Source organism: Pedobacter jaeyakensis, from assembly GCF_054461315.1.
Window position 1 is genome coordinate 218,092 of sequence record NZ_CM136921.1, and the last position, 26,984, is coordinate 245,075.

Here is a 26,984-nt window from a genome sequence, read left to right on the forward strand (position 1 = left end):
GAAATAATGATTTTATTGCTAAATGATATTAGGTCAGTTTGTAAATTAGAAGATGGAAAATCTGCTTCAATTGCAATATACCCTGATCAAAGAATCCCGAGAGGAGGTATTTGATTACCTGGAATTGGGGGTCAAAGAGGACTTATTAATTCCTTTACCTGCTTTTAATGGAAAAAATATCCGTTACATGCTGGTCCACATCGCAAATACTTATGTGGCTTGGATCAACAACTTCATTCTTAAAGGAGATCTCTCTTTTTTCTCTGAGGAGGAGGTCTCAACGATCGATGGGCTGAGGACTATTTTTAATAAAGTTGATCTGATAATGGACCGCTTTTGCTTAGAATTTTCTGATCACCCGGTGCAACCTGTAAGGGCAATAAATGGGTTGACAAGTATATTGAAACCGATAGCTATGGCATTTTTACCCATGTGATTACCCATGAATTTCACCATAAAGGTCAGGCCATGACCATGAGCAGATTACTTGGCCATACCCCGCCAGATACAGACATCATGAGATACTAACGATCAGTAACACAATTAATATTAGGATGAAAGAAATGTGAGGCTTCTCCTTTCGGCCATGCCCCAATTCTCCTTTTTATCGAATAAACAGGACTGAAGATGAAATACTTAAATGATCGGCAAGCGCATTAGCATTATTGCTGTTTGGAATTGCAATAGGCGTGAATTTTTTCAATCATACCGCGTTCGTTGAATTCATAGACATCGCAGGAATGCACAGCATTGACCAACGTGCCTTCTTTTTTGAATTCGCCATAACCGTAGATCACGACTTTGTTTTCTCCAACAAGACTACCACTTTCCCTGAAGTCGGTATCTATAGTAGCAAAATATCGGGAAACGCCTTTGCAGAATTTCAGCACCTCGGCTTTACCAAGGATGTGTTTATGGTCTTCATAGATGTGAAACTCGACTTCCTCGGATAGCCGGTCTGCTACTTCATCAAATTGTCCACCGGAGAAAAGCCGCGCGACTGTCAGTAAATTTTCCATATGTTGTCTTTTAGATTTGCTAATACTACAACAAAAATCTATTTATTTTTATCCTGAACCGTCCAAATCAGCTCATTGGTTGCATAACCTAATGCGCTTGCTTTTTTTAAGTAATTTTCTTTGACCGATTCAGGAATGTTTGGCGTTCTGGATAAAATCCACAGGTACTTTAAGTTGTTGCCAGCTACCAATGCATAACGGTATTCTTTATCGATAGCAATTACATTGTAACCAGCGTAAAAAGGTCCAAAGAACGAGACTTTCAAGCGGGCTTCCCTTGGATCCCTGACCGACTTCGCTTTGCCGACACTTTCTTTCCATGCATTTTTAACCGTATCGAAGCCCCGGTTTTTCACTTTGATCAATCCTTCTTCTGCGGCCGAATATTCCGCGGTCACGTTGCTCAGGTTCTTTTCAAACTTAAAATCCATCCGGGCGATCTCGTACCATTTCCCCAGGTACTTTTCTTTCTCGAATGGCTTTACTGCGGTAGCGCCTTTTGGAATGGTTACTTTACAGGCTTCAAATAAAATCGCGCAGGCGCCGATAGCAAGGGTAAGGTAAATGCCAGTTCTGGTTTTTTGTGTCATAGTGCTTTGCTGAATGGGAATTGCCTGTCTATTGACAATAACAGCAATCAAGCTCATCTGTTTGATTGAAAATCGAAATAAACAGCCTGATTGCACAAAGTTAAACGCTCAATCCATTAACCTCTTGTTATGTAAGGCCATCAGCTCATTCTTTATTCATCCTCACCATACGCGGATAAAACTTACCTTGAATGTCAACCAGATCACCCTGTGCTGCAATGACTGTATCAATATCCTTGTAAGCAAAAGGGTTCTCTTCAACTGTTCCACCAATCAAGGTAACGCCTGCACTGGATAACAACTTTTTCATAGCCGACACCGTCATGCTCTCCTTCGCCTTTTGCCTGCTCATGGCTCTGCCAGCTCCGTGTGAAGCGGAGTACAAAGCATCATCTTCTCCTTTTCCAGATACCAGGTAAGCGGGAGTAGTCATGCTGCCGGGGATAATCCCCAGTTCTCCTTCGTGTGCCGGCGTAGCACCCTTGCGATGGATAATAACATGGCGACCGTCACTCAACTGATCCTTCCAGGCAAAATTGTGGTGGTTCTCTACCACGTGCAATGCCTTCAAGCCTACAGCTTTTAACAGGTTGGCATGGATGCGTTCGTGACAGGCCTTCGCATAATCGCCGGCCAGCGTCATGGTTAACCAATATTCCTGACCAGCCTCGCTGTTCATATCCAACCAGGCCAGTTGCTGTGCATGGCGGGGAAGTTTGCAGGTATTCATCGCGATCTGCGTGTAATGCCTTGCGATAGCCGAGCCTAATCCGCGACTGCCTGAATGCGTTAACAAAGCCATGTATTTTTTAGCGGGTAAGCCTAAGGTATTATTAGCCAACAATTCGATTTCGCCAAATTCTACAAAGTGGTTGCCACCACCCGATGTACCCAACTGTCTCACCGCTTTACTGCGTAAGGGCTTTAAAAACGGGATTTCATTAAAGACAGGGCTATCCAACACTTCATGCTCCTGTCTGCTATCCAAACCTCCTTCCATACCAAAATGGATATGATTTCTTAGCGCTTGCTTCAGCAGGTATTCGTTGCGCTTTAAAAAGGCCTCGCTCTCATCGATAATCGATAGCGCCATACGACAGCCAATATCCATTCCTACAGCGTAGGGAATTACCGCATTGTATGTAGCGAGTACGCCACCAATTGGCAATCCGAAGCCCATATGCGCATCAGGCATTAATGCACTTTGAACGCTTACAGGAAGCCGGTTTGCCAGCTCCATTTGTTGCTTTGCCGATTGCTCAATGCCTTTCCCTCCATAGGTTTTACAATACACGGGTTCGTCCAGCAGGTCATACGCATTAAACGATGGCGCATGTGTTTTGCCAATCACTTTTTCGGCTATCTTACTGGTAAATTCATCATCCAGAAACGCTTCTGGGTTACTTTTAATCTTAACCAGCAAGTCAAGCAATTCCTGCTTGCTGTGGTGCTTGAAATTTTTAGCGGTTATTCCAATAACCAGGCTTCTCAGCTGATCATTGTGGTAACCTATTTTACTTAAATCTTTTGTTCTTAAATTTCCCATTGGGTTATGTTTCTAAATCCAGATATGCTTCTTTATGAGCGTTTCTGGGTATGTTTTTTAATTGATTAATGTATTTGACGCGCTCGTTAAAACGATCCCTCCATCGATAGCTTCGGCCACGTGTTAACAGGTTGATACGGGCTGCCAGATGATTGTTTTCTATATGATCTTCTATGTACGACAGCTCCCTTTCTATATCTGCATCTATCATTTTAGTATGCGTAATCATATGGGGCACTACCTTGAGCACAAATCGCCACGGTTCCGCAAAAACGTACTTAACGTTGGTACGGAAAGTTCTTGCCTCAAAAGTTTCCATGCGGTTAAAGCACAGCTGTTCTTCTTCGCTTAAATTCAGCCTGTTCATATCCCAGCTTTGCTCCGATACCTCCCGCAGCACCTGCACTTTTTCGGTATAAACGTAACGTTGTTTGCGTCGCTTCTTCCTTTTGAAGGAAGGGTGAATATGATATTCAACCACATTGATCTTAGATAGTAAGTCCTCATAAAATTCCTTTTTCGGATCATGTTTCAACTCCTCCCGCAATACAAAAAAACGTTTCCAACCACGTTGATACGGCTGTTCCAGCGGAACCATCGGCAGAGCTCTTTTTTGCTGCCTTAGTTCTTCCCGCCGTTTGTGCAGTTGTAACAATTTTTTATCCCGGTCACTTTTTACGAGGCGCCTCTTGCGCCGCGCCGATTTTATACAGCGCGGCCATTCCTGTGTGTCCATCACACTTAAATTTTATTTTTCTTGAATTTGATTTTTTGATCTCTGTTCGTCCTTGAGTAAGGATATACCTTTCTTAAGCGCTCAAAAAATCCCTTGAATTTAAAGCAGACAAAATAATACACTTGTTACCTGCGCAACCGTTAAATTATCCAATAAAACACAGGGTTTGCCTGCCTAATTAGGCAATGAGCGAAAGGGGCGATATGTGGAATTGCGATGTCATGATTCCTTGAAATTTAAAATTTTACAACTCAGGAATTGCACGCAAAGATAGTAGTTTATTTTGAAATACTATAAAAGGGCAAATTAATCTTTGGCTTTAGGGCAAAATAGGTGGCTTTGGAATTGAGTTACTGATTTTACCAGCAACTCTTAGGCAGCGTTCAAAATCTCCATTTAACCCCATTTTTTCCTTCTCAACATCAAATAGATATTTTGCAAATTCTTCGCCACCTGAGCTCAATGCTTGAACTTTAATCATTTCAGAAATATAGCCCCTATACTCGTCTCTCGCCTCATCGATATCATTAACACCTATTGGATCCCAATCAAACCATAAAATTTCATCAATCTTCCTATAAATCAAAAATTCTCTAGCTGCCTGAAAGTTGAGTTTAAATTTTTCGTTCCTCTTGAACAATAAAATGATCCCTTGGATCTCATCTATAAATCTTTTATCATTGAAGCTGCGAGCCGCTTGTATGGCCAGACCTGGTATATAATACCCACTATCAGCATCAAAAGGCGCAGGTTGACCAGTTGCATTATAAGTCACTTTAGCTATATTTTCCGCTAGGAATAAAAAGCTCTGCGGCTGAAAATGCGGATGATCTAATAGGAAAACTCTGATTTTTGAAAACTGGGAATGAGCTTCAGGCCACCTGTTTAGATTTTCAATTATGGGATGGAGTTCCTTTATTGGATTCGGAATATTTTTCACATAATCATTGAAAGCCGACAATAAAAGTCCTGCCCAATAAGGTTTTAAACTATCAGGAACGTCTTCAAAAATCTCCCTTCCAAAATCCAGATCTGTTGCTATATCGCCCATTTTAATCATCCTAGGCAAAGTTGCCTTTATTTGCTACTACCTATCTCAATGTTTAGATATCACTTGATCTTTATATCGTTCAACAAATTCGATCGCATCAATCATATTTTCAGGATATTTAGCATAATTAATAAATCTAGATATGCCATGTCGGTCGGGTTCAAATATTGAGATGTGCTGATAATTAAATCCATGTCTTATTAGAAAACCGACTACGTCCCATGCTCTGTTGTCATTCAATTTGGGTGGTCTAAATCTATGAGTCATGTGAATTGCTTGAATGCCACATTCAGGGCATTTAAAATTCGAACTCTTTAAATCCTGTGACGACATACTAAATGACTTCCTACAATTTAAACATAGCTTCTTACCCATAGCAACTAAAGATCACGATCTGATTTTACATTTCCAATAAATCATACTAGATGTATTCTAGTCTGGATAATTGCTATATTACTTAGAAAGTATCTTGGATATGAATTTAAAAGTAGGAAATACAGATTTACCTAACGCATTGAAGTCTGAAATTGATGACCTTTCAAATCAGTCAATGGACGATGTAAAAGTGCATCATCAAGGGCGTGTGAAACCAACCCTGCAAAATAAGGACTCAATAAATGTAAATGATGGTGCTGGGTTAGAAAAAGAGGCGGATAGTATGGGGAATTTAGCATCCGAAAAAACACATCGGAAGAACTCTTTATTTTCATAAACCCCGCAGGTCTGCTTTCGCAAAGCGCTGCGGGGTGGCAACCGCTACGTTACAGTTCCTTTTCGTTAAACATCTTCGCGTCACGGGTATTTTTTTGTACGGCAATTGATGAAAACATGCTTAGGCAGAATGCCATTGCGTAAAAGCCTTTTTCACTGAGCGTCATATCGGCGTTCCAGAGTCCAATCGTCAACAGCACCATTGCAGCAATCGTAGCAAACCAACAAATACCATAGTAAAGGTCTGTCACAGCAAGCCCTTCTGCCCTATCTCTCACACTTTTTTGTACCGAGATCACGGCAAATAAGCCGAATAACAGAATGGTAAAATAATAGCCTTTTTCATTCAATTCCATACTTGCATTCAATAAGCCAATGCAATAGCCCAGTGTACCGGTTAATAATGCAAACCAGGAGGCTCCAATAAATGCAGCAGTGGGTTTAAATGGGTTTTTGTGTTCTAGCGGTTCCATATTTGTTTTGTTTAAGTGATTAATATGAAGGTAAATGTCGGGTGTAAGAAAAATCCACCAAAGCCTTTATTTTCAAAAAACTGATGATATATTCTTGTAATATTGTACTTTTAATACACCCAGATAATCAGTATGGATTCGCTTTCGGAATTAATCAATCTTCTTACTATTACCGACAAAAAGCTATTCAAGCAGTTCTTAATACGCAAAAACAAGCGAAATGATGTTAAAAATTTGCAGTTACTCAATTTGATAGAAACTGACGATATAGATGGCATAAGTAAACTGTACGACAGCAAAAAAAATAAGGATGCCTACCATGCTTTGCATAAAAGACTACAGGATAATTTACTGCTTTTCTTATCTCAAAAAACTTTTGAGAGCAATCACGCTGACACTTACGACGCATTGCGGTTACTCGTTGTTAGTCGGTTTCTATTAGAGAACAACATCGTAAAACTTGCCTTTAAATGTCTGGATAAGGCGGAGCGACTAGCGGAAGAACTGGAGCAGTACAATTTACTCAATGAATTGCTCCAGCTTAAAATACAATATGCGCATTTGCCTGGAACAGATAATTTAGAGGCTTTAACTACGCGCTTCCTGCAAAACCAGCTACTGATGCAAAGGGAGGCCAGGCTCAATATGGCTTATGCCTTTTTAAGACGGGAGCTGCAGGAAATACACCTGAGCGGTAAAATCGTGAATTTAACCGCCCTAATGATTACCACCATCAGGCAGTATAAAATTGCTGAAGATGACCTGATGACCTATAAATCCATTTATCAAATTCTGTTCATCGCAAATGAATATGCAGCCATACAGCAGAATTATAGCCTAATAGAGCGTTATATCAAGCGGACGGACCGATTTATGAAAGGGCAACCACATAAAAATCAATCCTATCTCTTCTACCACATCTCTATTCTATATTTTTTGGCGAACTTTCACCTGCGCCAAAGAAATTTCCAGCATAGCACAACCTATCTCCAGGAAATGATGAATCTGATGCTAACAGATAATCGCTTTTATACCTTGTTTTATTTGCGTCATCAGTTACTAGCTGCGCTTCAGCTATTCTTTACTGGGGCTGCAGACGACGGCATTGTAATGCTAAAACAATCGCTTTCTAAAACTAAACTCAAGTCTAAACCTGAAGACATTGAGGATATCCGGGTATGCCTAACCATGTTTTTAGCCCTCATCAATGAACAGGCATGCCTAAAACAGCTCAGTCTTCTAACGCGGTCGGATGCCTGGTACGAGAAGAAAATGGGCATGCTTTGGACCATCCGAAAAAACCTGATGGAAATCCTGGTCTATGCACAGTTCTCCAATATTGAGCTTGCCATGTCGCGGATAAATAGTTTCCGCCACAGATATAAGAAGTATCTGCTCAAAACCTCAGAAGATCGTGTGCTCCTGTACCTCCGATTGGTTGAAAAATACCTCCAAAAACCCGATGTCGTAACGCAAATGGAATACAGAAATGCTGTTTTAAACCTGCAAGGCGACGGAGAAAATAGTGATATATTCACGCTTAGCTTTGTTGCCTGGCTAGCAGCCCGCTGGCAGAAAAAAACAGCTTACCAAGTTTTGCAAAGCTTGATCAATTAAGATTTGTCCTATCGATACTTACACTTGCCACACTTTGCCAATTTCTAATCACCAAATCGTAAAACGGTTCATCAGCAGAACCACCTTTAAAAATGGCATATGTCTTTTTACCATCTTTTGCAATATAATACCTTGCTGTTAACATTTGGCTTGTCGAAATTCCTGTCAACACTTTAGTAAGATCAAAACTGAAAGTGGCGGCGAAGTTGTCGTTCGGGTTGATCACAACTTCCGGCACGGAAAGCGCAGCTTCAAAAGGGTAGGAACTCCCAACCAGCACACTATCTATTGTTCCACCTGGGTTGGTAAAAGTGCCTCTAAAACTAAATGCCAGATCGGATTTAAGAGACTTCCTGCAATACAGTTTTACAGCTACATCTTTATAGGTTCCTGATGGCAATTTGATCACCCCTGCCAAACCATTTAATTTCAAAATGTCCACGTTTCTTTCGATGCTGATCACCGTGTCCATCAATTTGCTGGTCTTACCTGTAAATGAAATCTTTTCCACGTACACCGTTGCTGAAGACCAGCTCACATCAACAGTTGATGGATTGCTCGCCTGTGAGGTTGCGCTTTTACCATCAGCAATGGTCGACTTAGCAACATATGACATTTGACCAAATCCGGTAACTGGCTTTTCAGGAACCGGAACCGACTCTTTTGTACAAGAGATGATGATTGACGTTAGCAGTATTGTTGCTAAAAGCAATTTTGAGAAGTTGGAAAGCGTTTTCAAAGCAGAATAATTTAAGTTTTCGATGACTTAAATATAAGAAGAATTCTTGCCTCAAAAAAGCGATTGAAGCTTAAAAAAGCTTCAATCCGCTATTTAGAAATATGTTGTAGATGATTAAATAGACTATCGAAAATGATAGTGATAAAGCAAAGTACTTGTTGAGCATCTTACTTCCTTTTTTGAAAGGCATTAGGAAAATCGCATTAAACAACCAAACTGCAAGTGCAACTCCAAAATTTATCAATACAATAATCGTCGATAGCGCCATACCAAACACTGCAGGCTGCGCAACTATCCCCACAAGTGCGCCATACAACACACCGAGCGCCATCGTAACACCAACCATAATTAGCGCAAACTTGCTCCCCCTTTTAAAGTGCTCCAAAAATCCCGGATCAGCAACCGGTGTTTGTACCTTCGCAGGTTCTTTTTTCCTTCTCCATCGCGGAAACCAAATGATTACGCCGGTTATAAGCATACTGATCGGTGCCAAGCCTCCTATCAAAGCAAGCAACTGCGTCGTCAAGCCCCCGAATGTTCCATAATGGATCGGTGTTAGCCAGCTAAGGTAAGCCCGGCCCGACTGCGGAAAGTCGCGACTACTCACCAATACCTTGCCGCTATATTGATCCAGACTTATCAATTCCCTGCTCCCTAATTTGGGCAGTTCCGGACCGATCATATTTAAACTATAATGATCTACTGAATCTTTCGGAAAACCAATAAACCCAACTTTTGCATCGGGCATTAGTCTTGCCGCAATGTCTGTTACTTGTTTAACGGAAAGCGGTTTTGCGTCTTTAACGTATGTCGACTTCGCATAGAAAATCTGCTGCACATGGTTTGGCGACAGGCCACTGAGCATCAACAACAATGGGATTACCAGCACAGAGAAACTGATTGAAAATCCTGTTAGGGCCATTAACGCGACCATAGGGGAAGTGTAAATGCCAATCGCCTTGTGCCAGTCGTAATTCTTTCGCTTAAAAGATCCGCTAAATTTGACGCCCATGGCAGCCCGCAACTGTTTCCACTTTTTGGGAAGCCAAAGCCGGACGCCACTAATGGTAAGGATCAATAAGATCAAAGCAGATAAGCCAACCACGTACCTGCCTATTGCAGGAATCAGCAGCGTTCGGTGGATCATGGTAACCGTTCCGATAAACCCACTTTCATGCAATCGCTTTCCACAGATTTTGCCGGTGTAAGGATTGATATAAATGTCTTGCTCGGTTTTTTCTACATGGAGCCAGTAAGTGGCAGAGGGACTGTAGCTGCTGAGCAGGATATAATCGTATTTTAATTTTGGATAGTTCTTCTTAATCAGATCAGTGATCTCTGCAAAATCCGCATGATGCTGACCTTTTGTGGTTTCAAAAAGCTCTTTATTCAGACATTGGTCAATCTCGTCCTGAAAAACCAAGATACTGCCGGTAAGACCCACGACGGATAAAATGAGCCCCGCAAAAATGCCCAGGTACAGGTGCCATTTACCAAACCACCTTTTTTGATGTGTTGCCCATTTTAGCGTTCGTTTACTGGTGGTGGTGGTCATGGTGGTTTGCTTTACTGATTAAACTAAAAAATCACCGGCACCAACGCAAGTCAGTACCGGTGATACATTAAAATTGAAAGGGATAATTAGAATTTCAAGGTGGCGCTGGCGATAAAACTTCTTGGCATCTGTGCGTTAATGGTGGTGTAACCTACCCAGTAGTGCTTATCTGTAAAGTTATTGGCGCTGATGCCCAGTCTGAATTTCTTTACATCATAAAATGCAGATGCATTCAGCACCGTATACTCTGGCAAGACAAAAGTACCCTGAGTGGCATTGGCAATCACTACACTTTCGCCTGCATAATTACCACCCAAACCAAAGCCCAAACCGGCTACGGTGCCATAAGGGATTTTGTAATTGATGTAAGCATTAGCTACTTTTTTTGGACCGGAAGTTACAGGACGGAACCCATTCAGGTTGGCACTGATATCTGTATACTTGCTGTCGTTATAAGCGTAACCTGCAATGATATTTAAGCCTTCAAAAGGGTTGATGTTAAATTCTGCTTCCCAACCTTTGCTTTTTTGAGTACCATCCTGGATGCTAAATAAAGGATTAGCCAGATCGCCTCTTACCACATCTTTTACTTTGATGTCATAGTAGCTGATAGTACCGCTCAATTTTCCGTCAAATAAGTCGGCCTTAATACCGCCCTCTGTTTGATTAGCCTGTTCTGGTTTAAAACGGTTGTTATCCTTGTCTACACCGGTTTTATTGGTAAAGCCATTTTGATAATTACCAAAGAGTGATAATTTATCTTTAATCAACTGGTAAACCAATCCGAATTTTGGAGAGAAAGCGTTTTGTTCATAACCCTGACCAATCTGGTTGGTTACTGGATTATAAACGCCGACATTCTTGAAGTTGTCAAAACGAAGACCTACCGACACCAATAATTCATCGGTCACATTCAATACGTCTGAAAAATAGGCGCTGTAAGTATTGGTTGCAGTCCTTCCAGAGTAAACCGCAGACGTTTTAGTCGCATATAATCCTGCCACCTCAGCTTCATTGAACTCATAATAGTTAGGGTTTGGACCAACCAATGAAACCACATCAAAATTGTCTGCACCCAAAGTGTTGTTAAAACGCTGATAATTGTAATTGTTTTTGTTGGTAAAGAAATCCAAGCCTACAGTCAATCTGTTTCTTAAACCGCCGATACTGAAGTCGCCAATTAGATTTGGCTGAATTTCCGCAGCGAAATCGTCAATAACTGGCGTCCATACCATTCTTGCTAAATAATCTGCACCTACAGCAGTAGGAACCCCTGTTGCGGCAGCATTAGGCAACAAATAGAAATAGGCCATTCTGCCATGCGAATCACTGGTATTTATAGAGACATTGGTTTGCAATTTCCATTGTGAATTGAGCTCAAGGTTCATTTGACCGAACAAATTGCTGTTGTTGGTATAGTTGACCAGGCTGTTCGTTTGGTAAGCGCTCTTGTAATTTAATTTAAGGTCCTTAGCATTATCAACACCCAATGCAGAAACTTTAGCACCAGGATAGATATATACCGCCTGAAAGTTGTTACCTTTTGAAGAGAAAAGCTCTGCATCCAGATTAAAGGAAAGCTTATCGCTTGCCTTGTAGGAAACACTCGGTGCAAAGGCGATAGACCTGCTAAAACCAAAATCCTGGAAACTTTGCTGGGCGTTATACGCAGTGTTGATGCGCAGCAGTACAGATTTTTCTTTGTTAACAGGTGCATTGAAATCTGCTGCAATCCTGTTTAAACCGTAAGTACCACCTGAATAGCTGACACTACCGCCAAGGCTATCATAAGGTACCTTTGTAACACGGTTGATCAAACCTCCATAAGAAGTTAAAGAGCTGCCAAATAAAGCCGCTGAAGGACCTTTGATCACTTCAATCCTTTCAATGTTTGAGGCATCTATAGTTGAGTTGACGTTACCGGAAACACCATTGCGCAATTTTGATGTTGTTGCGAAACCACGAAGACTAAAGATGGCACCGCCAATACCTGCGCGACCAGATGCATCCCATAGTTTATGGATCCCGGTTACATTCTTAACCGCATCTTCTACAGTGAATACTTGCTGGTCTAACAAAAGTTCCTTAGAAATCACAGCGTAAGACTGCGGGTTCTCCAAATTGTTCAGCGGCATTTTAGCCACATAATCACTCGATTTTACGGCGAACCTATTGGTTTTATTTTGAGAAATATTGACCTCCTTTAACTGCGCCAAATTCTCCGAGAGCGTAAAATCTGCTGTTGCTGTTGTTTTAGCAGCAACTGTGACACTCAGTTCTTGCGTATTAAGACCGACCGCAGATACTTTCAAGGTATAAGATCCAGGTTTTATATTGCCGATTTTATACTCACCATTGCTATTGGTTGAGGTACCTAAAGTTGTACCTGATAAGGCAATAGATATTCCTGCTGCCGCTTTGCCATCAGCCGTCAATACTTTTCCTTTGATACTTCCGCTTTGCCCAAATGCGATCAGGGTCACCATGGCGAGTAAGGTGGAAAATGTAATACGAAGTAAAATTCTTTTCATGTTTGCTTATTTAGATTTATTCTATGGAGCAAAGAAAAGACTTTAACTGTTCATAAACAAGTTATTTTTAATTATTCTAAATAAGTAATTAGATAGCATGCGAATGCGCATGCTATCTAATTTTAACGTTATTGAATCTTTACAGACGTTACCAGGTCATTTGCATTCGGACTTAAAGCCGTAAAATTGGAGTTATTACTAGTCAGCACCCAGGAAGTTCCTGTGGAATTGTTATCTGCATACATCGTCACCGTCCAGCCTGCAGGGATGCGGACTGAGGATGCCCAATCGTTTACAAATCCGTAAGCTTCCAACTGGGTAAGTGTATAGGTACCTTTTGGAATGCCATTGGTACTCACTCCTCCATAGTTGGCATGCTGATAAAAGTTGACACCTGTTGTTCCTTCCCCACCAGAATTGTAGAGGGTATTGGTGTTGTACAGTACATTGGATACGCTGGACAAATAGCTTTCCACATTGGAGTTTGGTAGATTATAATAGAGGTAAACGCCATAATTATTGTTTTTGGTTTGGGTAGCTAAGTTGGCCGCAGTGGCGCTACTTGTCGCCTGTATATCTATCGCCGCTGGCCCTAAATTACTGGCAGGAAGTCCGGGCACATTTGGAACGGCATAGGTTCCATAAATCGCGTTCCAGCTGTAATCGATTTTGGAGCCTACGGTTACGCCATTAAACGACAATCTTGACGCGGCAGGACCGTAATAGTAAAACGAAATCAGCTTTGTTGGAAGTAGCTGCCGCAAGGCAGTAACCAGGTAAACAAAAGAACTGGAGTTAGGCTGCCCGGTTCCGTTAACACCATAATCTGAATACTCATCATCAAAATCAATTCCATCCAAACCATAGGTGGTTACGGCGTTAGCAAGTTGCTGGGCGAAAGCCTGCGCATCTGCCTGACTAGCCAGGTTACAGATCCCCATTCCCTGATGGTTACCCAAAATGGATAAGGTTACCTTAATACCCTTTGCCTGCAATGGCTCAATATAAGTCGCCTTATTGTTCAGCACATTGGCAACGTTAGTATTGAAGAAAAGTTCTGCCTTGCCGGTACTGGCATTTCTGTTAATGTTAGCCGCAAAAATGATGGCCATGTCAAACAGCCGTTTTCCGCCGGCATTTAAAGTGTACTTACCCACATTTCGTATATCTGCATTGTTCACTTCCACATAACAGACTCCTAATGGTCCGTTCTTAATGTTAGGGATAGAAATGACCGACACAGCCTTGTCTACGGGGATTTTTACTGCAGGAGACTCCTGCGTTACGGTTTCTTTCTTACAAGAAAACAACGTGAGGCATATGGCGATAACTGCCATAAAACCAGAGGGATGGTTTTTGTTCATTAGCTTAAATATTTGGTTAATAATAACTAAGCTAACGAATTGTTACGATATTTTAAGCCCTACTTTGCAGCACCTTTACTCGGGGTTCGGTCAGGCTTTCTTCGGAGAAAAGAATCAAATCTCCGAACCATTCTACTATTAATCTACTGCTAATGTACTTTTAACCTAGGGCAAGAATAGCTTTTGTGCAGTTATAAAAACAAAACCCGGAGATTGTGGTTATTGTGTGCAACACTGCTACTCTGATAAGCAGCAACAACAAAATATGGAAAAACAACCTACAAAAATTACCCCCGATTTACAGCGATTTATTGATGCTTTTCAGCCCAACAAATTTAAAATGATGGCCCGTGGAATCGAAGTAAGGGGGATTACCAACATCCACCACACCATCAATCAGGCAAAAAGCTTGATCGAAAAACTTGGTCTTAAACTAACCATCCAGCACAACGCAGAAATGTTAGGTTATGGTGGCTTTGAAGTAAATAATAGTTAGGTATTAATAGATTACCGCTTTATTTACTAAAATGCGCGTATGAAACTTTAGCAATTTCCGCAATCAGCTGATCATTTACAGCTTCCTGTTCGGTAGACATGGAAACAAATACTGAAATGGCCATATGATTTCCATTAGGCAATTGAATAAGACCAATATCATTGGTAGCGTAAGCCAGCCCATTTTTATCAGTACCGGAATAGCCAGTTTTGTGCGCCACTATCGTACCATTAGGCAACAATCCTTTCAGCTTTTTTGGTCCCGATGGTGAGCTCTGCATGATAGTCATCAAGTATTCTTGACTGGCTTTCTTAAGCACCTTGCCCCCGGCAAATTTCAGCAGTAATTCTGTTGCTGATTTAGCTGTGCTGAAGTTTTTAAATTGTATTCGGTAATCCCTGTGCATTTCTTCTTCTGTTGCAACAATTGCCACATTAGTAACCCCAAGCTTTTTGATAAACCTATTTACGTATTGCGTTCCGCCAATCAACCTGAATAAAATATCACAGCCATTATTATCGCTTTGTCCTACGGTAAAGCGTAACACTTCATCTAATGAAACTGATACATTTCCATTGGGATACTTGTCCCTTAGAGGACTATGGGTGTCGGGCAGCAAATCCCCAGGTTTTAAAAATATTTTTTGAGTCAATTGAAGCTTACCTTTTTCTACCAGATCGAGCACCGCAAGGGCCAGATGAAATTTATAGACACTCTGCATCGGAAATCGCTGATCACCGTTGATAGAAATGGTATCGCCTGTTTCTAAAATTTGAGTAGAAATCCCTACGCTAGCCTTTGTGCGTGCTATGATTTTGTTAATCTCCTGGCGTAGATTATCGTTTTGGGCGGCAACAGGATTGCTAGTAAGCATGCAACTGAACAAAAACACACACACAAATTTCATCATCACCTTATAATTCCTGGTAAAATCCTTCATTGCTAGTTATTTTTACAAAGTTTACAATTTTATTTACAATCCAAATTCCCTGGCTTGAAAGATATCAAAGTAATTTCGGTGTATCAAATCCGACAAATATGAAAAGAATCATGTACGCACTGATCTTACCACTGGTTGTGGTAACCGGACTATCTAAACCGCTTTCTGGTCTTGACAGAAAAGCCAAGCGAGACGACAAGAAGACATGGGAAGCTTCCGCCGATGGTATAAAATATAAAAAATGGGAGGTATCTCCTGAAGGCAAAAAAGTGCGTTCCAGTGCAGATAAAATAAGATCAGACATCAGCGCTTTTACCGGCATGGAGGCTATGGTCACATCTCTGTCACTTCCCCTTCGCAAGAATGGAAAACCGTCAGGATTTGAAGGGATTTTGGTGGATATAAATGGCGAAACCTATATGGTTCAATTTGGCGCTGCGAATAACAATCCGGATTATAAGCAATTACATAGCTTAAAGGTTAACGACAAAATAGTGATACGAAGTAGGTATGCGGGTTATTCGCCGAACTATCCATATCTTTTGATTTCAGGCGACCTTATTGAGCACAACGGCAAAACAATTTTTAAGCGTAAGTTTCCTAAAGGGGGTTGCTAAGGATTTAATCTACGATAAGCTTGATCCTAAGTTTGAGATTCAGCGGAGGAAAAGAAAGAGCGGAAGTAGGATTAGCCAAAAAGGCTATCAGCCTAAGAAAAACTGCACTTCTTAAGATATTTTCTTTTTTCTTGTCTTTTCTCAAATAATCCAAAGAGTTTTGCATTAAGCCGTTTGAGATAGGGTTCATAGGAACCCACTCTGAATACGACAAAATTGATGCAGAAATTATATGAAAATGTCAAATTGGTATTTAATTGATAATGAAAAAGAATACAACCTTGCAATTAAAAGATATGAGGAAATAAAGGTTGCAGTTAAGGGGTCTCCCGAACATAAAGAAAAGCTTCTTTTAGCACACCTTATTTCTGATTATGAAAATAAAGAATTTCAGTTTCCTGATGTTGACCCTGTCGAAATCATCAAGATTAGAATGGATGATTTTGGATATAAATCTGCTGATTTAGCTGACGCTTATGGTGACAAAGGAACCGTTAGCAAAGTACTGAACTATAAACAGTCATTGTCTCTGAAAATGATCCGTAAATTTAGCCAAATGCTGCACATCCCTGCAGAATTGCTATTGAAAGAATACGAATTGAAGCCTGGGATTTAGTTTTGTACTTAAAACGACATTCTACATCCAATACTCCATAGTTTTTATTATATTTAGGTAACCAAAAACGCCTCTCTGTAATGAAACGAATCTCCTTAATGATTTGCCTGCTCTTGGTAACTGCTATAAGCATTGCAAATACAAAAATCACTTCTTATACCGGCATACTAAAAGGTTATACAACTGCCTGGGGATTTAAAACTGGCAAGGTAATCGTACAAGATGCGGTAACAGGCTTAAGCGAAAGCTATATCATTAACATTAGTCCGGACGGTAAATTTACCGCTGAATTCCCTTTAAGCATAGATAAAGAATGCTGGATCAGTTTTCCTTTCTTTAATGCAACGGTTTACTTTTTAGCAGGTAAAAAGCTAACCCAGAACTTTGACCTGACCGCAGCCCCGAAGGTCTCTTCCGTTTTTGAGGGTGATGGATCGAGGGTAAATAACGACATCAATAAGGTACGCCCTATTTTAATGGCTTATAACTGGGATGTTATTTCATCAGATATCTACCAATATACCCCAGACCAATACAAAGCTTACTTCCTGAATATTCAGGCCAGGAAAATTGCCACAATTGATAGTGTGGCGAAAACGTCAAAGCTGAGCAAGACAGCCTATGATTTAGCCACAAATGACATCATATACACCTTTGCAGAGATACTCAGCAATTATAATCATCATATTCAAACGGCTTATCGCATTCGCAATAAAATATCTTTTGAGAATAGGTCGGCCGTTCTACCCGAAGTTAAACTCGAGCCGGCATATTATGATTACCTGCAAAAAATAAGCTTTAACCGTCCTGCCGCATTGGCATCTTATAAATACACCATCTTTTTGAAAAGGTTAAAAAACTTAGATATCATTTTCGACAAGGCAAACCGCATAAATTATGCTGAGGAAATCAACACGTTGAAACAACAACCAGATACTACAGATCATGCAACTCAACTAACCTTAAAATATTACAGGGCAGCCCTGCTGAGAAATGAAGTGTTAACTGTCGATCTCGATAAAGCACGTCCGGAGGTACTAAAATCTTTAATCAATAAAGACATCTCTTTGGAACTTAAATTGATGAGCTTGCAGGATACCTGCCAAAATATAGGTTACAATAAAATTCCTTTAACGGATGCCGCATTAGCACGATTGAAGTCAAATCTTAAGGCCGACTATTTATTCGCTCCCATACTGGAGTTAAATAATAGTGTAAAACATGACATCGAAAGCCTCAAAATCCAAACTAGCCATGTAGATAACGAAAAGTCTAAAGTTGCTGCGGACAGCGTTTTCAACAACATCATTAGTAAGTATAAAGGCAAGGTAATATTTGTCGATTTCTGGGCAACCTGGTGCGGACCATGCTTAGCCGGCATAGAGGAAATGAAAGATCTAAAAACTGAATTACAAGATCAGGACATTGTATTCTTATACATAACCGACCAAAGTTCACCCGAGACAACTTATAACATCATGATCTCCAAAATCAAAGGCGAACATTACAAACTTAAAGCTGATGAGTATAATTTGATTTCGGAAAAACTTAAAATTAATGGTATACCGCACTATACGATTTTTAACAAAAATAGCGAGATTGTTAAAAATGGCGCGCATGTAGTGGACACCAATCAGCTGAAAGCTGAGCTATTGCAAATGGCAAAGGAGTAATAAGTCAAAACACTAAAGCTGCAAAAGACATTTTTTTTAAAACAGTATTAGTAAATGAAAAGGAAAGATAAAATGATTATAATATCATTGGTTCTTGCCGATTATCCCAAAAGTAATGCAAAAAGATAGCATCTTCCAGAACTTCATACAAGACTGATGATTGTTTCGTAATTAACCCAATTCTAATATTTTCTCCCAACTGCGACGCCTTAAACATCTCAGGGAACTGACCGATGCTACGAAGTGTTTTATTAATTTTAAAAAGAAAGTCTCTTGCAGCCTTGTCTCCAAATTTTTCCTTTATAAAAGCATATACATCCCTGGATGTATCTTTTGCCGCCTGAGAATAAATGATCTCCAAAAGAATTATAAACCAAGCATTTCTTCTGCGGTTGTGAATTTATACACACGACCTTCTTTTATATCGTTTTGTGATCGTTTGAAGCCAGCTACCACATGGCTGGGTAATTCCTCGCCTTTGTTTTCCTCAAATGGCACTTTCAATGCTTTCAAAAATGCTTTTACTGCCTTCAGTTGATCTTTTTCCGGGTGCACCACGATAGTTGCCATATCACAATAATTTATCCAATACAAATATAAACAATCTGAAATTCTAATGTATACAATATATAGAAATGGCGCTATAAAGAAATTCAGTAGGGTTTAAAAAAATTAACAAATATTTGCGAAACTAATAAGTTGCATATATATTTGCAACCAATTAGTTTCTTATTAACATTTATTACAAATGAGAAGGGATATATTTCAAGCTATTGCAGACCCAACCAGGCGCGCTATTATTGCTTTAATTGCGTTACAGGCCATGACGCCGAATGCGATTGCGGAAAACTTTAACACAACCAGACAGGCAGTATCAAAACACTTACGCATTCTAACAGAATGTGATCTTGTGAAACAAGAATTCCAAGGCAGAGAAATTTACTACACGCTAGAAATTGAAAAAATGAAAGAAATAGACAAATGGCTGGAACAATACCGAAAAATTTGGGAGAGCCGATTTGACCAATTAGACAATTTATTATTAACTCTTAAAAACAAAAAAGATGAACAACCTACTATTTGATTTTACCGTTGACAAGGCAAATAAAACGGTATTTGTAAACAAAGAATTTGATGCTGACCTTTCGCTGGTATGGGATGCATTTACCAAAAAAGAAATCCTTGACCAATGGTGGGCACCGAAACCATGGGCATCAAAAACAAAAGTGATGGATTTTGAAACAGGCGGACGAAGATTTTATGCCATGGTTAGTCCAGAAGGAGATGAACATTGGTCAGTACAAAAATATACTTCTATCACTCCAAAAACCAATTTCAAATACATGAACGCTTTTGCAGACAAAGATGAAAATCCTGCATTACCTGGTTCTGATTGGGATTTGAGCTTCAGTGAAAACAATGGAAGAACAACAGTGAATATTATTATTAAAAACGATTCACTAGAGCGCATGGAACAAATGATTGAAATGGGCTTCCAGGGAGGTTTTACAATGACGTTAAATTATTTGGACGAATTATTGGCTACGTTGGTTAAATAAGTATAGTTAGTGGTTATGGCTTTAATGTTAACACAGATACAATTGGAAGGTGATCGGAAGCATAACGCTCAGGAATTACCTCGTGAGACACGACTCTAAATGGGGCAACCCTTTTAAAACCGATAAAATCAATCGTTTTATTAGGGTTAATTACGGGAATAGTAAAGCCGCAATCGGTACAGGTCCTTGTGAAATTGGAATCAAAAATCTTTATCGTTTCGGAGGTTGGAACTGCGTTTAAATCTCCCGCCAATATTAACGGAAGACTATCTTTTTCGGTTATCTTATTGATCTCTTTCGCCTGCATGATTCGATTTTCGTCGCCTTTCTGGGCATCGAGGTGCGTTGACGCAAAACGAATAAAAACACGGGAGGAAATTTCTGCTGTTACCATAGCGAGCACCCTCTGTTCGGCTTTCGGATCATTATTTTTAGGCAAAAGGAAGGTTTGTTGTTGAGAAAGTGGAAACCTGGACAAGATAGCAACACCGTAATCACCACCATCATGATCAATCGCTTTGCCGAAATAAAAGTTCATTTTTAACTTTCGAGCAAGCAGTACGGCTTGATTAACATTGCCCGACCGTTTGGTGTTCTTGTCAACCTCTTGCAGGGCAACTAAATCGGGATTTCGTTGCCGAATTGTCCTTGCAATGGCATCAACATCTATCAACCCTTCTTTCGACTTCGAAGGGGGATTGCAGTGATGAATATTATAAGACATGACACGCAGTGTATGGCCATCTTTGCTAGCAAGTACATGATTGATTTTTGGTGTACAACCACTTAAAACAAAAATAATAAGTACAAAAAACGAATATAATTTCATTGTATTTGGATTATAGGTAGCGTTTCCCGAATATCGGGAAACGCTTGAATAAATTACCATCCAGGATTTTGTCCCAGCACAGGGTTTCTTTGCGACTGGACAATTGGAACAGGCCACAGATAGTTCTTGGGTGCGACAAATTTCCTTCCGGTATTCACCACAAAATAACCGTTAGCATCCGTTGCAATGGTTGCCACATATTGTTGGTTAAAACTTTCTACGAGCGCTTTTTTCATACCTTTTACATCTTGCGCAAGTAGTTCCCCTTGTTTCCAACGCAGAATATCGTAATACCTTTGTCCTTCCAAAGCCAATTCCACGCGACGCTCCCTCCTGATCTCTGTCCTTAAATCCAATCCGGCGGCTGTCAATTCACTGATTACCATTCTTTTCATCCCCACACGATCACGAAGTTTATTGATCGTATTGTCGATATCAGTCTGCGTAATCGTTCCTTTCTCCAACTTTGCCTCTGCATTAATGAGCAGCACCTCAGCATAACGGATATGATGAATATCGTTTGAATCCTGACTTACGGTTCCAACTGCTGCAAGTTCAACGTATTTGGTAAAATAGTACCCGGTGCCTGTAATACAACCCTTCTTATCGGCATTCCATTTTGGTGAGTTAAAAATCGCATTGGTGTTGGCATCAGCATCCCCATCATCCTGTCCGCTCCATGCAGAACCGGGTGTTAGAATGGTCTGGTTCATTCTTGGATCCCTATTTTTAAAGATATCCGCGTAGGTGGTTTCTTTGTATAACGGAGATTTGTCGATTGGAAGCCCGTCGGCGCACAAATAACTGTCTACCAAAGACTTTGTAGGCGAATAACGACTAGTTTGATCTGGCACTTGAATTTCACGACTGGTATTGTGTACACTTACACCTGCCACATATGGCCTCGCAAGAATCGTTTCCTTATTTGCACCTGCCGCAAGTTTTCCTTTATAGGTAAAAAGATCATTATAGCATTTTGTAGTACCACCAGCGGTGTATAGCTGATAAACATTAAGATCCATAACCTCCTTAGATGCTGCTTCAGCAATGTCCCATTTTTCGAAGAATAACGCAACCCTGGCCTTCCATGCCAGTGCTGCACCTTTGGTTATTCTACCCAAATCAGCAGAGGAAGCATAAGTCTTCGGCAAACCTAACGCTGCAGCATCAAGATCAGCTAGCACAAATTCCAGTACTTCTGCACGTTTGTTCCTTGGGCCAAATACTTCTTCATCGCCGATATCGAGCGTTTTACCAATTAGCGGTACATCACCAAATAAGAAGATAAGGTAACTATACATAAATGCTCTTAAGAAACGAACTTCACCGGCATATTGGGCAAGCGCTGTGGCACTGATATTGGTTGCTTTTGTATAGTTCTCTAAAAAGTGGTTACACCTGCGAATGGCAGCATATAAGTTTACCCATTCTGAATTAAGTGTACCCGATGTAAAATCATAATTACCTGCAGAAATGGCCTGGTATTCTGAGTTTGGTGGATAAATCGTATTGTCGCCTAGATTTTCCATGTTAACGGTATTATTACCTCTTAGATTTGAGTAACAAGCATTAACCGCCAATTTTAATTGCTCTTCTGTTTTCCAGAAACTGATATCTGTAACAGAATCCAATGGCTCGCGATTAAGAAAGTCTTTGGTACAGCTTTCCAGAAAGAAGGAAGGGATGAGCGATGCGACACTTAGAAGACCGGTTGATCTTAAAAATGATCTTCTACTATTGATATGTTGATTTTTCATGGCTGGTTATTTTAACTTGATGGAAAGACCGAAAATGAAAGTTTTAACTTGTGGATACAGTCCCCCACTGGTGGCCTGAGATTCCGGATCGTAAGCATAAAAGAAATTGGTTTGGGTTAAAAGATTGTCGGCAGAGGCGTAAACCCTCAATTTATCAATATGAATCTTCTTCAGGAAGCTTCCTGGAATAGTATAGCCCAATTGAACATTTTTAAGCCTGAGATAAGCTGCATCTTGAAGCCAGAAATCGGCCTGGCGAGCGGTATTCCGGGTGTCCTTATAAACGAAACGAGGATACGATCCCCCGGTGTTTTGCGGTGTCCATCTGTCTAAATGAATTTCTTGTGGGAATGCGGCATCGGCATTGTAAGCATGCAAACCGGAACCCGTTATGTATCCATTAGCCTGTCCTACTCCCTGAAGGAAAACCCCAAGATCAAAATTATGGTATGCAGCATCAAACCTGAAAGAATAGTTGTATCTCGGATAGGCATTGCCAATCACTTCCCTATCCATATCAGCACTAATGAGCCCATCTCCATTCAAATCGCTGTACTTAAGGTCGCCCGGAGCTACCTTACCTGCATCAGCAGAAAAGATCGGGAATTTTGGCACATACTTCCCTGCAGCATCTTTTGTAAAATCTGTCTCCTGGGCGATGCCATTTGTACGATATCCGTAGAATGCATCAAGCGATTCACCAACCTGTCTAACCCGATCGCCAATAGTAGGTGGTACGCCGCCTAAATCCGTAACGGTATTCTTAACATCAAAGAACAGTCCGGTAATGCCATATTTGAATTCTCCAATTTTATCGTTCCAGCCCAAGCTCAATTCATAGCCCTTGTTAGAAATGGCACCTGCATTTTGATCTGGAACCGTTAAACCGATTACGTCAGGCTGTGGTACTTTTAACTGTATATCTACTGTTTTTTTATCAAAAACATCGGCTGTGAATGATAGCCTGTTCTTAAAAAATGCGAGGTCGAGGCCCACGTTTAACATAGTTGCCTTTTCCCACTTCAGCAAAGGATTAGAAAGTATGGTTTGTGCGAAACCAGTTGTAAGTATGTTTCCGATTGGCATGGTGGCCACACTGTTCAATACCTTAACATAGGGGTACCACTCTGAATAGGCAGGTCCATCTGCGCCGTACTGGTTTCCCAATGAACCGTAAGATGCCCTAATTTTTCCCTCACTGAACCAGTTTTGGTCAATTTCTTTAATGAACCTTTCCTCGCTAAATCTCCAACCGGCAGAAATAGACGGAAACAATCCCCATTTTTTTCCGGGAGCATACCTCGAAGAGCCGTCATAACGCATATTGACTTCCAAAAGGTATTTATCCGCAAAGTCATAATTTATCCTTGAAAAGAGCGATTGCAAGGCGTACTGATACGCATCTCCGGTAGCAGTAGGATTCAAAGACCCGATATTAAGCACGGGAACATCGTCACTCACTAAATTGGTTTTGGAAGCAGTGAAGGCATCAAAGCGGTAAGTTTCTTGTTGGTAGCCTCCCAATAACTTGATATGATGTTCGCCTAAATTAAGGGAATAATTGACCTGAGTAGAGAAATTCTGAAGTGTGTTGGTTGTTGCGGTTTCTCTGAGTGAATTATTTGGCGTGGTGGTATAAATTATGGCGTTGGTGGTAGGATTAAAATAATCGATCCTACGGTTAAACGTTCTCCGCTTCTGTGAACTGGCAATCAGTCCGTACTGTGCTTTTAGATCCAATCCTTTTAACAGATGAGCGGTGCCTGTAATATTGGAGGTAAACTCTTTAGAGAAAAAATTATTGAAACCACCGTCTGTTGCGATAGCCAAAGGGTTACTTGATCCACCTCCATAACCCCAGGTTCCGGTTGTAAAACGTACCGGTGTGAGTGGCGAACTTGTAAAAGCAGTGTAAATTGCCCCAGCCCCGCCTTCAGTGTCTGAAGCCGGCTGATTTTGGTTTCGATCCAGGTAACCCAGATTTACATCTACATCCAGAAATGACAATAGCTGAATGGCTGAAAGTTTTACGCGAGCGTTATTTTTGGCAAATTTATACTGATCTCCAGCGATAAGTCCATCTTGATTTTCCCGGCCATAAGAAAAGTAATAGTTAAAGTCACTGCTTCCACCATTAACGCTTATTGCATGATTTTGCTGCGGAGCATAGTCTTTAATCAGTGCATTGGTCCAATTGGTATTGGCAAAGTAATTGGGATCAGAACCATTTCTTGCGATCTCAATCTGGTCATCGGTATAGGATTTTGGCAGTCCTGCATTCACTTGAGCTTCACCGAGCAAGGTCATATAATCTACCGAGCCTAACATTTTGGGCAAACGTGTTGGTGTTTGGAAACCATAGTAACCATTATAAGATATGATTGCTTTCTGATTGAATTTTCCCTTCTTGGTAGTCACCAAAATCACACCATTTGCAGCTCTCGACCCATAGATGGCAGACGATGCCGCATCCTTTAAAACGGTAACGCTCTCGATGTCATCAGGGTTAATCCAGTTCATGTCGCCCGGAATACCGTCGATCAAAATAAATGGGTTTGGATTATTTGTTGTTCCAATACCTCTAACCCTTAGCCCGGAGTGCGTGGCGCCGGGCTGCCCGCTACCACCTATAGTAGTTAATCCAGGAATGGTACCCTGTAAGCTTGTTGAAACTGCAGTAATTGGCCGGTCTTCCAGAACGCTGGCATCCACTTGTGAAATAGCGCCAGTTACGTTCGCTTTACGTTGGGTACCATAACCAACTATCAATACATCATTTAAATTAAGGGTAGATGGTTTTAAACTGAGCAGGTAAGCTGTCCTGTTGTCTACTATAAAGCTGAGCTCTTCGAAACCCAGCATTCGCAATTTGATTCTATCCCCGCTGGCAGCCGCAATCTTAAAGTTACCTTTATCATCCGTGGAAGTAGTTTGTTTCGAGCTTTCATTAATTACACTTACGCCAGGAACACCTTTGCCCGTATCGTCGTTTACTGTTCCGGCAATGTCTAGCCTGGCAGCCGGCATTTTTCTGTTAATTACAATCGTGTGTTGCTCGATCGTGTAGGTTAAAGGTAGGTTCTCAAGGCTTTTGTCGAGTGCATATTGAATGCTTGCATTTTTCACGGTAATAGTCAAGCTTCCCATTTGACCGAGCATTTCATTATTATACAGAAAATCATAGCCACTTTGCTTTTTAATCTCTACAAAAACCTCTTTGAGAGATACGTTTTTAAGTGATAAATTTATTGGCTGTGCAAAAAGCGAAGCTTTTACCTGAACACAGCATATCAATAGGATCAAGGCCGTTAATTTCATTGCTTTATGGGTTTGAAATAAAAAGGTAATTCCATTTTTATTTGAGTAAGAAAAAATCATTTGTGTGTTTGTTTTGATAAGTGTTTGTTCATTCGGGTTTGAAAAGGCTAGTTGATTACAGTAATCCTCCTTTCTTCGACGCTAAATTTTACGGTTCCCGTTAAGCTGAGTACTTTAAGTACTTCAGTAATATTTTTGAATCTGGAGACAGCGCCAGTGTAAGACAAATTAGGATTGTGATTGGCATATGTGATATCAACATCGTACCATCTCGAAATTTTGCGCATGATAGAATTGAGGTTTTCTCCATTGAAAATGAAATAGCCATTCTTCCACGCTAAATCCTGTTCTATATCTGCCGCTCCAACCTTAAATTTCCCTGAGGCGAAAACACCTTGTTGACCAGGAATCAGATAGGCATTTGCCTCGGCTGACGAAAGCATTACCTTTCCCTCTAGTAATGTAGTTTTAACAAAAGCTTCGTCTTTATAGGCCATCAAATTGAAGTGTGTGCCCAGTACCTTTACTTTCATATCTTGTGTATTTACATAAAAGGGCATGTTTTGATTCTTAGCTACCTCAAAGTATCCCTCGCCCGAAAAATCTATTTCCCGGGTATCACCAGTAAATTTTGTTGGGAAACGTAGCGTGCTTAAAGCATTCAAGAAAACCTTGGTTCCATCGGGCAATACGAGGCTATACTGGCCTCCTCTTGGTACAGAGATGGTATTATAGGCTACTTTTTCTGAGACAGTAGAACCTTCGCTATAAGAAAGTATATCCCCTTCTTTTTTGATGACTTCAGTACCATTTTCTAATGCAATTTGTCCGGGGGCCGCACTGTTGAGCTCAATTGTCCGTCCGTTGCTGAGCAATAAAGTTGCTTTGTTAGTACCTGGTTGGATGACAGCCGATTTTTTTGTAACCGCATATGCTGGGGCTGCCGTACGCTTATCTTTTACATAAATTAAATATATTACGCCTAGCAGGACGAACGTCAACACTGCCGCGGCTGATATTGCCCTGGACCAATAGCCTAGTAACTTAACTTTCTCCCGCCCCTTTATTGCTTTTTGGAGGTTGGTATATATTCTCTGGTGCTGACTTGCATTTATTTCACTACTCTCGATCAGTTCGAAATCATCGGTGTAGTTTTCAAGTTGCTCCAATTCTTGGTCGCTGCAATTTCCCCGAAGTGATTTTCTATATAATGCTAAGTATTCGTCTTTCGTCATGCGTTGTACTTT

The 26,984-nt window shown here is 40.7% G+C and carries 27 protein-coding genes; 10 read left to right on the forward strand and 17 right to left on the reverse strand.

Annotation, left to right across the window (positions count from 1 at the left end; genetic code table 11):
- The first annotated feature begins 52 nt into the window (after positions 1-52).
- Positions 53-436, forward strand: coding sequence for a hypothetical protein (locus ACXZ1K_RS01100; protein WP_458971536.1), 384 nt, complete (start codon positions 53-55; stop codon positions 434-436).
- Positions 437-468: 32 nt separating this feature from the next.
- On the forward strand, positions 469-528 hold the full coding sequence (locus tag ACXZ1K_RS01105) for a hypothetical protein (RefSeq protein WP_458973218.1): 60 nt from the start codon (positions 469-471) through the stop codon (positions 526-528).
- Between the two features lie 134 nt (positions 529-662).
- On the opposite strand, the gene ACXZ1K_RS01110 is transcribed toward ACXZ1K_RS01105, so the two are convergent.
- The 5 genes from ACXZ1K_RS01110 to ACXZ1K_RS01130 all read right to left on the reverse strand — a co-directional run bounded on the left by ACXZ1K_RS01110 (position 663) and on the right by ACXZ1K_RS01130 (position 4,942).
- Complete coding sequence (locus tag ACXZ1K_RS01110; RefSeq protein ID WP_458971537.1) at positions 663-1,019, reverse strand: hypothetical protein; 357 nt, start codon at positions 1,017-1,019, stop codon at positions 663-665.
- A gap of 38 nt (positions 1,020-1,057) precedes the next feature.
- Positions 1,058-1,666 (reverse strand): lipocalin family protein, encoded by a 609-nt coding sequence (locus ACXZ1K_RS01115; protein WP_458971538.1) that lies wholly within the window; start codon positions 1,664-1,666, stop codon positions 1,058-1,060.
- A gap of 88 nt (positions 1,667-1,754) precedes the next feature.
- Positions 1,755-3,155 carry an RtcB family protein gene (locus ACXZ1K_RS01120; protein ID WP_458971539.1) on the reverse strand — a complete coding sequence of 467 codons (1,401 nt, stop codon included), beginning with the start codon at positions 3,153-3,155 and terminating at the stop codon, positions 1,755-1,757.
- A 4-nt stretch (positions 3,156-3,159) separates the two neighbouring features.
- Positions 3,160-3,891, reverse strand: coding sequence for a hypothetical protein (locus tag ACXZ1K_RS01125; RefSeq protein ID WP_458971540.1), 732 nt, complete (start codon positions 3,889-3,891; stop codon positions 3,160-3,162).
- A gap of 319 nt (positions 3,892-4,210) precedes the next feature.
- A complete protein-coding gene (locus ACXZ1K_RS01130) occupies positions 4,211-4,942 on the reverse strand; it encodes a hypothetical protein (RefSeq protein WP_458971541.1) in 732 nt (243 codons plus the stop codon).
- A gap of 475 nt (positions 4,943-5,417) precedes the next feature.
- Here ACXZ1K_RS01130 and ACXZ1K_RS01135 point away from each other — a divergent pair, with 475 nt between their 5' ends.
- Positions 5,418-5,654, forward strand: a complete 237-nt coding sequence (locus ACXZ1K_RS01135; protein ID WP_458971542.1) for a hypothetical protein — start codon at positions 5,418-5,420, stop codon at positions 5,652-5,654.
- Between the two features lie 49 nt (positions 5,655-5,703).
- Here the strand turns inward: ACXZ1K_RS01135 and yiaA are convergent, their stop codons facing one another.
- Positions 5,704-6,126, reverse strand: a complete 423-nt coding sequence (gene yiaA, locus ACXZ1K_RS01140) for an inner membrane protein YiaA (RefSeq protein WP_458971543.1) — start codon at positions 6,124-6,126, stop codon at positions 5,704-5,706.
- 132 nt (positions 6,127-6,258) lie between these two features.
- Between yiaA and ACXZ1K_RS01145 the strand changes: the two genes are divergently transcribed.
- Complete coding sequence (locus ACXZ1K_RS01145; protein WP_458971544.1) at positions 6,259-7,743, forward strand: hypothetical protein; 1,485 nt, start codon at positions 6,259-6,261, stop codon at positions 7,741-7,743.
- Here ACXZ1K_RS01145 and ACXZ1K_RS01150 read toward each other — a convergent pair.
- The 4 genes from ACXZ1K_RS01150 to ACXZ1K_RS01165 all read right to left on the reverse strand — a co-directional run bounded on the left by ACXZ1K_RS01150 (position 7,736) and on the right by ACXZ1K_RS01165 (position 13,932).
- Positions 7,736-8,482, reverse strand: coding sequence for a hypothetical protein (locus ACXZ1K_RS01150; RefSeq protein ID WP_458971545.1), 747 nt, complete (start codon positions 8,480-8,482; stop codon positions 7,736-7,738). The genes ACXZ1K_RS01145 and ACXZ1K_RS01150 overlap by 8 nt on opposite strands.
- Before the next feature lie 70 nt (positions 8,483-8,552).
- The gene (locus ACXZ1K_RS01155; protein ID WP_458971546.1) at positions 8,553-10,037 is read right to left on the reverse strand and encodes a PepSY-associated TM helix domain-containing protein; all 1,485 of its coding nucleotides are present in this window, start codon (positions 10,035-10,037) and stop codon (positions 8,553-8,555) included.
- An 86-nt stretch (positions 10,038-10,123) separates the two neighbouring features.
- Positions 10,124-12,568 (reverse strand): TonB-dependent siderophore receptor, encoded by a 2,445-nt coding sequence (locus tag ACXZ1K_RS01160; protein WP_458971547.1) that lies wholly within the window; start codon positions 12,566-12,568, stop codon positions 10,124-10,126.
- A gap of 128 nt (positions 12,569-12,696) precedes the next feature.
- Positions 12,697-13,932, reverse strand: a complete 1,236-nt coding sequence (locus tag ACXZ1K_RS01165) for an endo-beta-N-acetylglucosaminidase H (protein WP_458971548.1) — start codon at positions 13,930-13,932, stop codon at positions 12,697-12,699.
- A gap of 265 nt (positions 13,933-14,197) precedes the next feature.
- On the opposite strand from ACXZ1K_RS01165, the gene ACXZ1K_RS01170 reads away from it, so the two are divergent.
- Positions 14,198-14,428 (forward strand): hypothetical protein, encoded by a 231-nt coding sequence (locus tag ACXZ1K_RS01170; RefSeq protein WP_458971549.1) that lies wholly within the window; start codon positions 14,198-14,200, stop codon positions 14,426-14,428.
- A 19-nt stretch (positions 14,429-14,447) separates the two neighbouring features.
- Here the strand turns inward: ACXZ1K_RS01170 and bla are convergent, their stop codons facing one another.
- Positions 14,448-15,302, reverse strand: a complete 855-nt coding sequence (gene bla / locus ACXZ1K_RS01175) for a class A beta-lactamase, subclass A2 (protein WP_458973219.1) — start codon at positions 15,300-15,302, stop codon at positions 14,448-14,450.
- 164 nt (positions 15,303-15,466) lie between these two features.
- Between bla and ACXZ1K_RS01180 the strand changes: the two genes are divergently transcribed.
- The 3 genes from ACXZ1K_RS01180 (at position 15,467) to ACXZ1K_RS01190 (ending at position 18,274) form a co-directional block, all read left to right on the forward strand.
- Entirely contained in the window at positions 15,467-15,985 is a 519-nt protein-coding gene (locus ACXZ1K_RS01180; protein WP_458971550.1) for a hypothetical protein, read from the forward strand.
- Between the two features lie 238 nt (positions 15,986-16,223).
- The gene (locus tag ACXZ1K_RS01185) at positions 16,224-16,601 is read left to right on the forward strand and encodes a helix-turn-helix domain-containing protein (RefSeq protein WP_458971551.1); all 378 of its coding nucleotides are present in this window, start codon (positions 16,224-16,226) and stop codon (positions 16,599-16,601) included.
- An 80-nt stretch (positions 16,602-16,681) separates the two neighbouring features.
- A complete protein-coding gene (locus ACXZ1K_RS01190) occupies positions 16,682-18,274 on the forward strand; it encodes a TlpA family protein disulfide reductase (RefSeq protein ID WP_458971552.1) in 1,593 nt (530 codons plus the stop codon).
- 76 nt (positions 18,275-18,350) lie between these two features.
- Here the strand turns inward: ACXZ1K_RS01190 and ACXZ1K_RS01195 are convergent, their stop codons facing one another.
- Positions 18,351-18,635, reverse strand: coding sequence for a type II toxin-antitoxin system RelE/ParE family toxin (locus tag ACXZ1K_RS01195; RefSeq protein ID WP_458971553.1), 285 nt, complete (start codon positions 18,633-18,635; stop codon positions 18,351-18,353).
- 5 nt (positions 18,636-18,640) lie between these two features.
- Entirely contained in the window at positions 18,641-18,844 is a 204-nt protein-coding gene (locus ACXZ1K_RS01200) for a DUF2683 family protein (RefSeq protein WP_458971554.1), read from the reverse strand.
- A 178-nt stretch (positions 18,845-19,022) separates the two neighbouring features.
- Between ACXZ1K_RS01200 and ACXZ1K_RS01205 the strand changes: the two genes are divergently transcribed.
- Positions 19,023-19,358, forward strand: coding sequence for an ArsR/SmtB family transcription factor (locus ACXZ1K_RS01205; protein ID WP_458971555.1), 336 nt, complete (start codon positions 19,023-19,025; stop codon positions 19,356-19,358).
- Complete coding sequence (locus ACXZ1K_RS01210) at positions 19,339-19,833, forward strand: SRPBCC family protein (protein WP_458971556.1); 495 nt, start codon at positions 19,339-19,341, stop codon at positions 19,831-19,833. Before ACXZ1K_RS01205 ends, ACXZ1K_RS01210 begins: the two co-directional genes overlap by 20 nt.
- A gap of 13 nt (positions 19,834-19,846) precedes the next feature.
- Here ACXZ1K_RS01210 and ACXZ1K_RS01215 read toward each other — a convergent pair whose 3' ends face one another.
- The 4 genes from ACXZ1K_RS01215 to ACXZ1K_RS01230 all read right to left on the reverse strand — a co-directional run bounded on the left by ACXZ1K_RS01215 (position 19,847) and on the right by ACXZ1K_RS01230 (position 26,972).
- The gene (locus tag ACXZ1K_RS01215) at positions 19,847-20,662 is read right to left on the reverse strand and encodes an endonuclease/exonuclease/phosphatase family protein (protein ID WP_458971557.1); all 816 of its coding nucleotides are present in this window, start codon (positions 20,660-20,662) and stop codon (positions 19,847-19,849) included.
- 53 nt (positions 20,663-20,715) lie between these two features.
- On the reverse strand, positions 20,716-22,419 hold the full coding sequence (locus tag ACXZ1K_RS01220; protein WP_458971558.1) for a RagB/SusD family nutrient uptake outer membrane protein: 1,704 nt from the start codon (positions 22,417-22,419) through the stop codon (positions 20,716-20,718).
- 6 nt (positions 22,420-22,425) lie between these two features.
- Complete coding sequence (locus tag ACXZ1K_RS01225; RefSeq protein WP_458971559.1) at positions 22,426-25,737, reverse strand: TonB-dependent receptor; 3,312 nt, start codon at positions 25,735-25,737, stop codon at positions 22,426-22,428.
- A 107-nt stretch (positions 25,738-25,844) separates the two neighbouring features.
- On the reverse strand, positions 25,845-26,972 hold the full coding sequence (locus ACXZ1K_RS01230; RefSeq protein ID WP_458971560.1) for a FecR family protein: 1,128 nt from the start codon (positions 26,970-26,972) through the stop codon (positions 25,845-25,847).
- Positions 26,973-26,984: the final 12 nt, after the last annotated feature.

What these genes read in the sequence shown, in the direction of transcription:
- ACXZ1K_RS01100 (WP_458971536.1), top strand. Translation starts at nt 53, where the DNA reads ATGGAAAATCTGCTTCAATTGCAATATACCCTGATCAAAGAATCCCGA.
- ACXZ1K_RS01110 (WP_458971537.1), bottom strand. Translation starts at nt 1,019, where the DNA reads ATGGAAAATTTACTGACAGTCGCGCGGCTTTTCTCCGGTGGACAATTT.
- ACXZ1K_RS01115 (WP_458971538.1), bottom strand. Translation starts at nt 1,666, where the DNA reads ATGAGCTTGATTGCTGTTATTGTCAATAGACAGGCAATTCCCATTCAG.
- ACXZ1K_RS01120 (WP_458971539.1), bottom strand. Translation starts at nt 3,155, where the DNA reads ATGGGAAATTTAAGAACAAAAGATTTAAGTAAAATAGGTTACCACAAT.
- ACXZ1K_RS01125 (WP_458971540.1), bottom strand. Translation starts at nt 3,891, where the DNA reads ATGGACACACAGGAATGGCCGCGCTGTATAAAATCGGCGCGGCGCAAG.
- ACXZ1K_RS01130 (WP_458971541.1), bottom strand. Translation starts at nt 4,942, where the DNA reads ATGGGCGATATAGCAACAGATCTGGATTTTGGAAGGGAGATTTTTGAA.
- ACXZ1K_RS01135 (WP_458971542.1), top strand. Translation starts at nt 5,418, where the DNA reads ATGAATTTAAAAGTAGGAAATACAGATTTACCTAACGCATTGAAGTCT.
- yiaA (WP_458971543.1), bottom strand. Translation starts at nt 6,126, where the DNA reads ATGGAACCGCTAGAACACAAAAACCCATTTAAACCCACTGCTGCATTT.
- ACXZ1K_RS01145 (WP_458971544.1), top strand. Translation starts at nt 6,259, where the DNA reads ATGGATTCGCTTTCGGAATTAATCAATCTTCTTACTATTACCGACAAA.
- ACXZ1K_RS01155 (WP_458971546.1), bottom strand. Translation starts at nt 10,037, where the DNA reads ATGACCACCACCACCAGTAAACGAACGCTAAAATGGGCAACACATCAA.
- ACXZ1K_RS01160 (WP_458971547.1), bottom strand. Translation starts at nt 12,568, where the DNA reads ATGAAAAGAATTTTACTTCGTATTACATTTTCCACCTTACTCGCCATG.
- ACXZ1K_RS01165 (WP_458971548.1), bottom strand. Translation starts at nt 13,932, where the DNA reads ATGAACAAAAACCATCCCTCTGGTTTTATGGCAGTTATCGCCATATGC.
- ACXZ1K_RS01170 (WP_458971549.1), top strand. Translation starts at nt 14,198, where the DNA reads ATGGAAAAACAACCTACAAAAATTACCCCCGATTTACAGCGATTTATT.
- bla (WP_458973219.1), bottom strand. Translation starts at nt 15,302, where the DNA reads ATGCTTACTAGCAATCCTGTTGCCGCCCAAAACGATAATCTACGCCAG.
- ACXZ1K_RS01180 (WP_458971550.1), top strand. Translation starts at nt 15,467, where the DNA reads ATGAAAAGAATCATGTACGCACTGATCTTACCACTGGTTGTGGTAACC.
- ACXZ1K_RS01185 (WP_458971551.1), top strand. Translation starts at nt 16,224, where the DNA reads ATGTCAAATTGGTATTTAATTGATAATGAAAAAGAATACAACCTTGCA.
- ACXZ1K_RS01190 (WP_458971552.1), top strand. Translation starts at nt 16,682, where the DNA reads ATGAAACGAATCTCCTTAATGATTTGCCTGCTCTTGGTAACTGCTATA.
- ACXZ1K_RS01200 (WP_458971554.1), bottom strand. Translation starts at nt 18,844, where the DNA reads ATGGCAACTATCGTGGTGCACCCGGAAAAAGATCAACTGAAGGCAGTA.
- ACXZ1K_RS01205 (WP_458971555.1), top strand. Translation starts at nt 19,023, where the DNA reads ATGAGAAGGGATATATTTCAAGCTATTGCAGACCCAACCAGGCGCGCT.
- ACXZ1K_RS01210 (WP_458971556.1), top strand. Translation starts at nt 19,339, where the DNA reads ATGAACAACCTACTATTTGATTTTACCGTTGACAAGGCAAATAAAACG.
- ACXZ1K_RS01215 (WP_458971557.1), bottom strand. Translation starts at nt 20,662, where the DNA reads ATGAAATTATATTCGTTTTTTGTACTTATTATTTTTGTTTTAAGTGGT.
- ACXZ1K_RS01220 (WP_458971558.1), bottom strand. Translation starts at nt 22,419, where the DNA reads ATGAAAAATCAACATATCAATAGTAGAAGATCATTTTTAAGATCAACC.
- ACXZ1K_RS01225 (WP_458971559.1), bottom strand. Translation starts at nt 25,737, where the DNA reads ATGAAATTAACGGCCTTGATCCTATTGATATGCTGTGTTCAGGTAAAA.
- ACXZ1K_RS01230 (WP_458971560.1), bottom strand. Translation starts at nt 26,972, where the DNA reads ATGACGAAAGACGAATACTTAGCATTATATAGAAAATCACTTCGGGGA.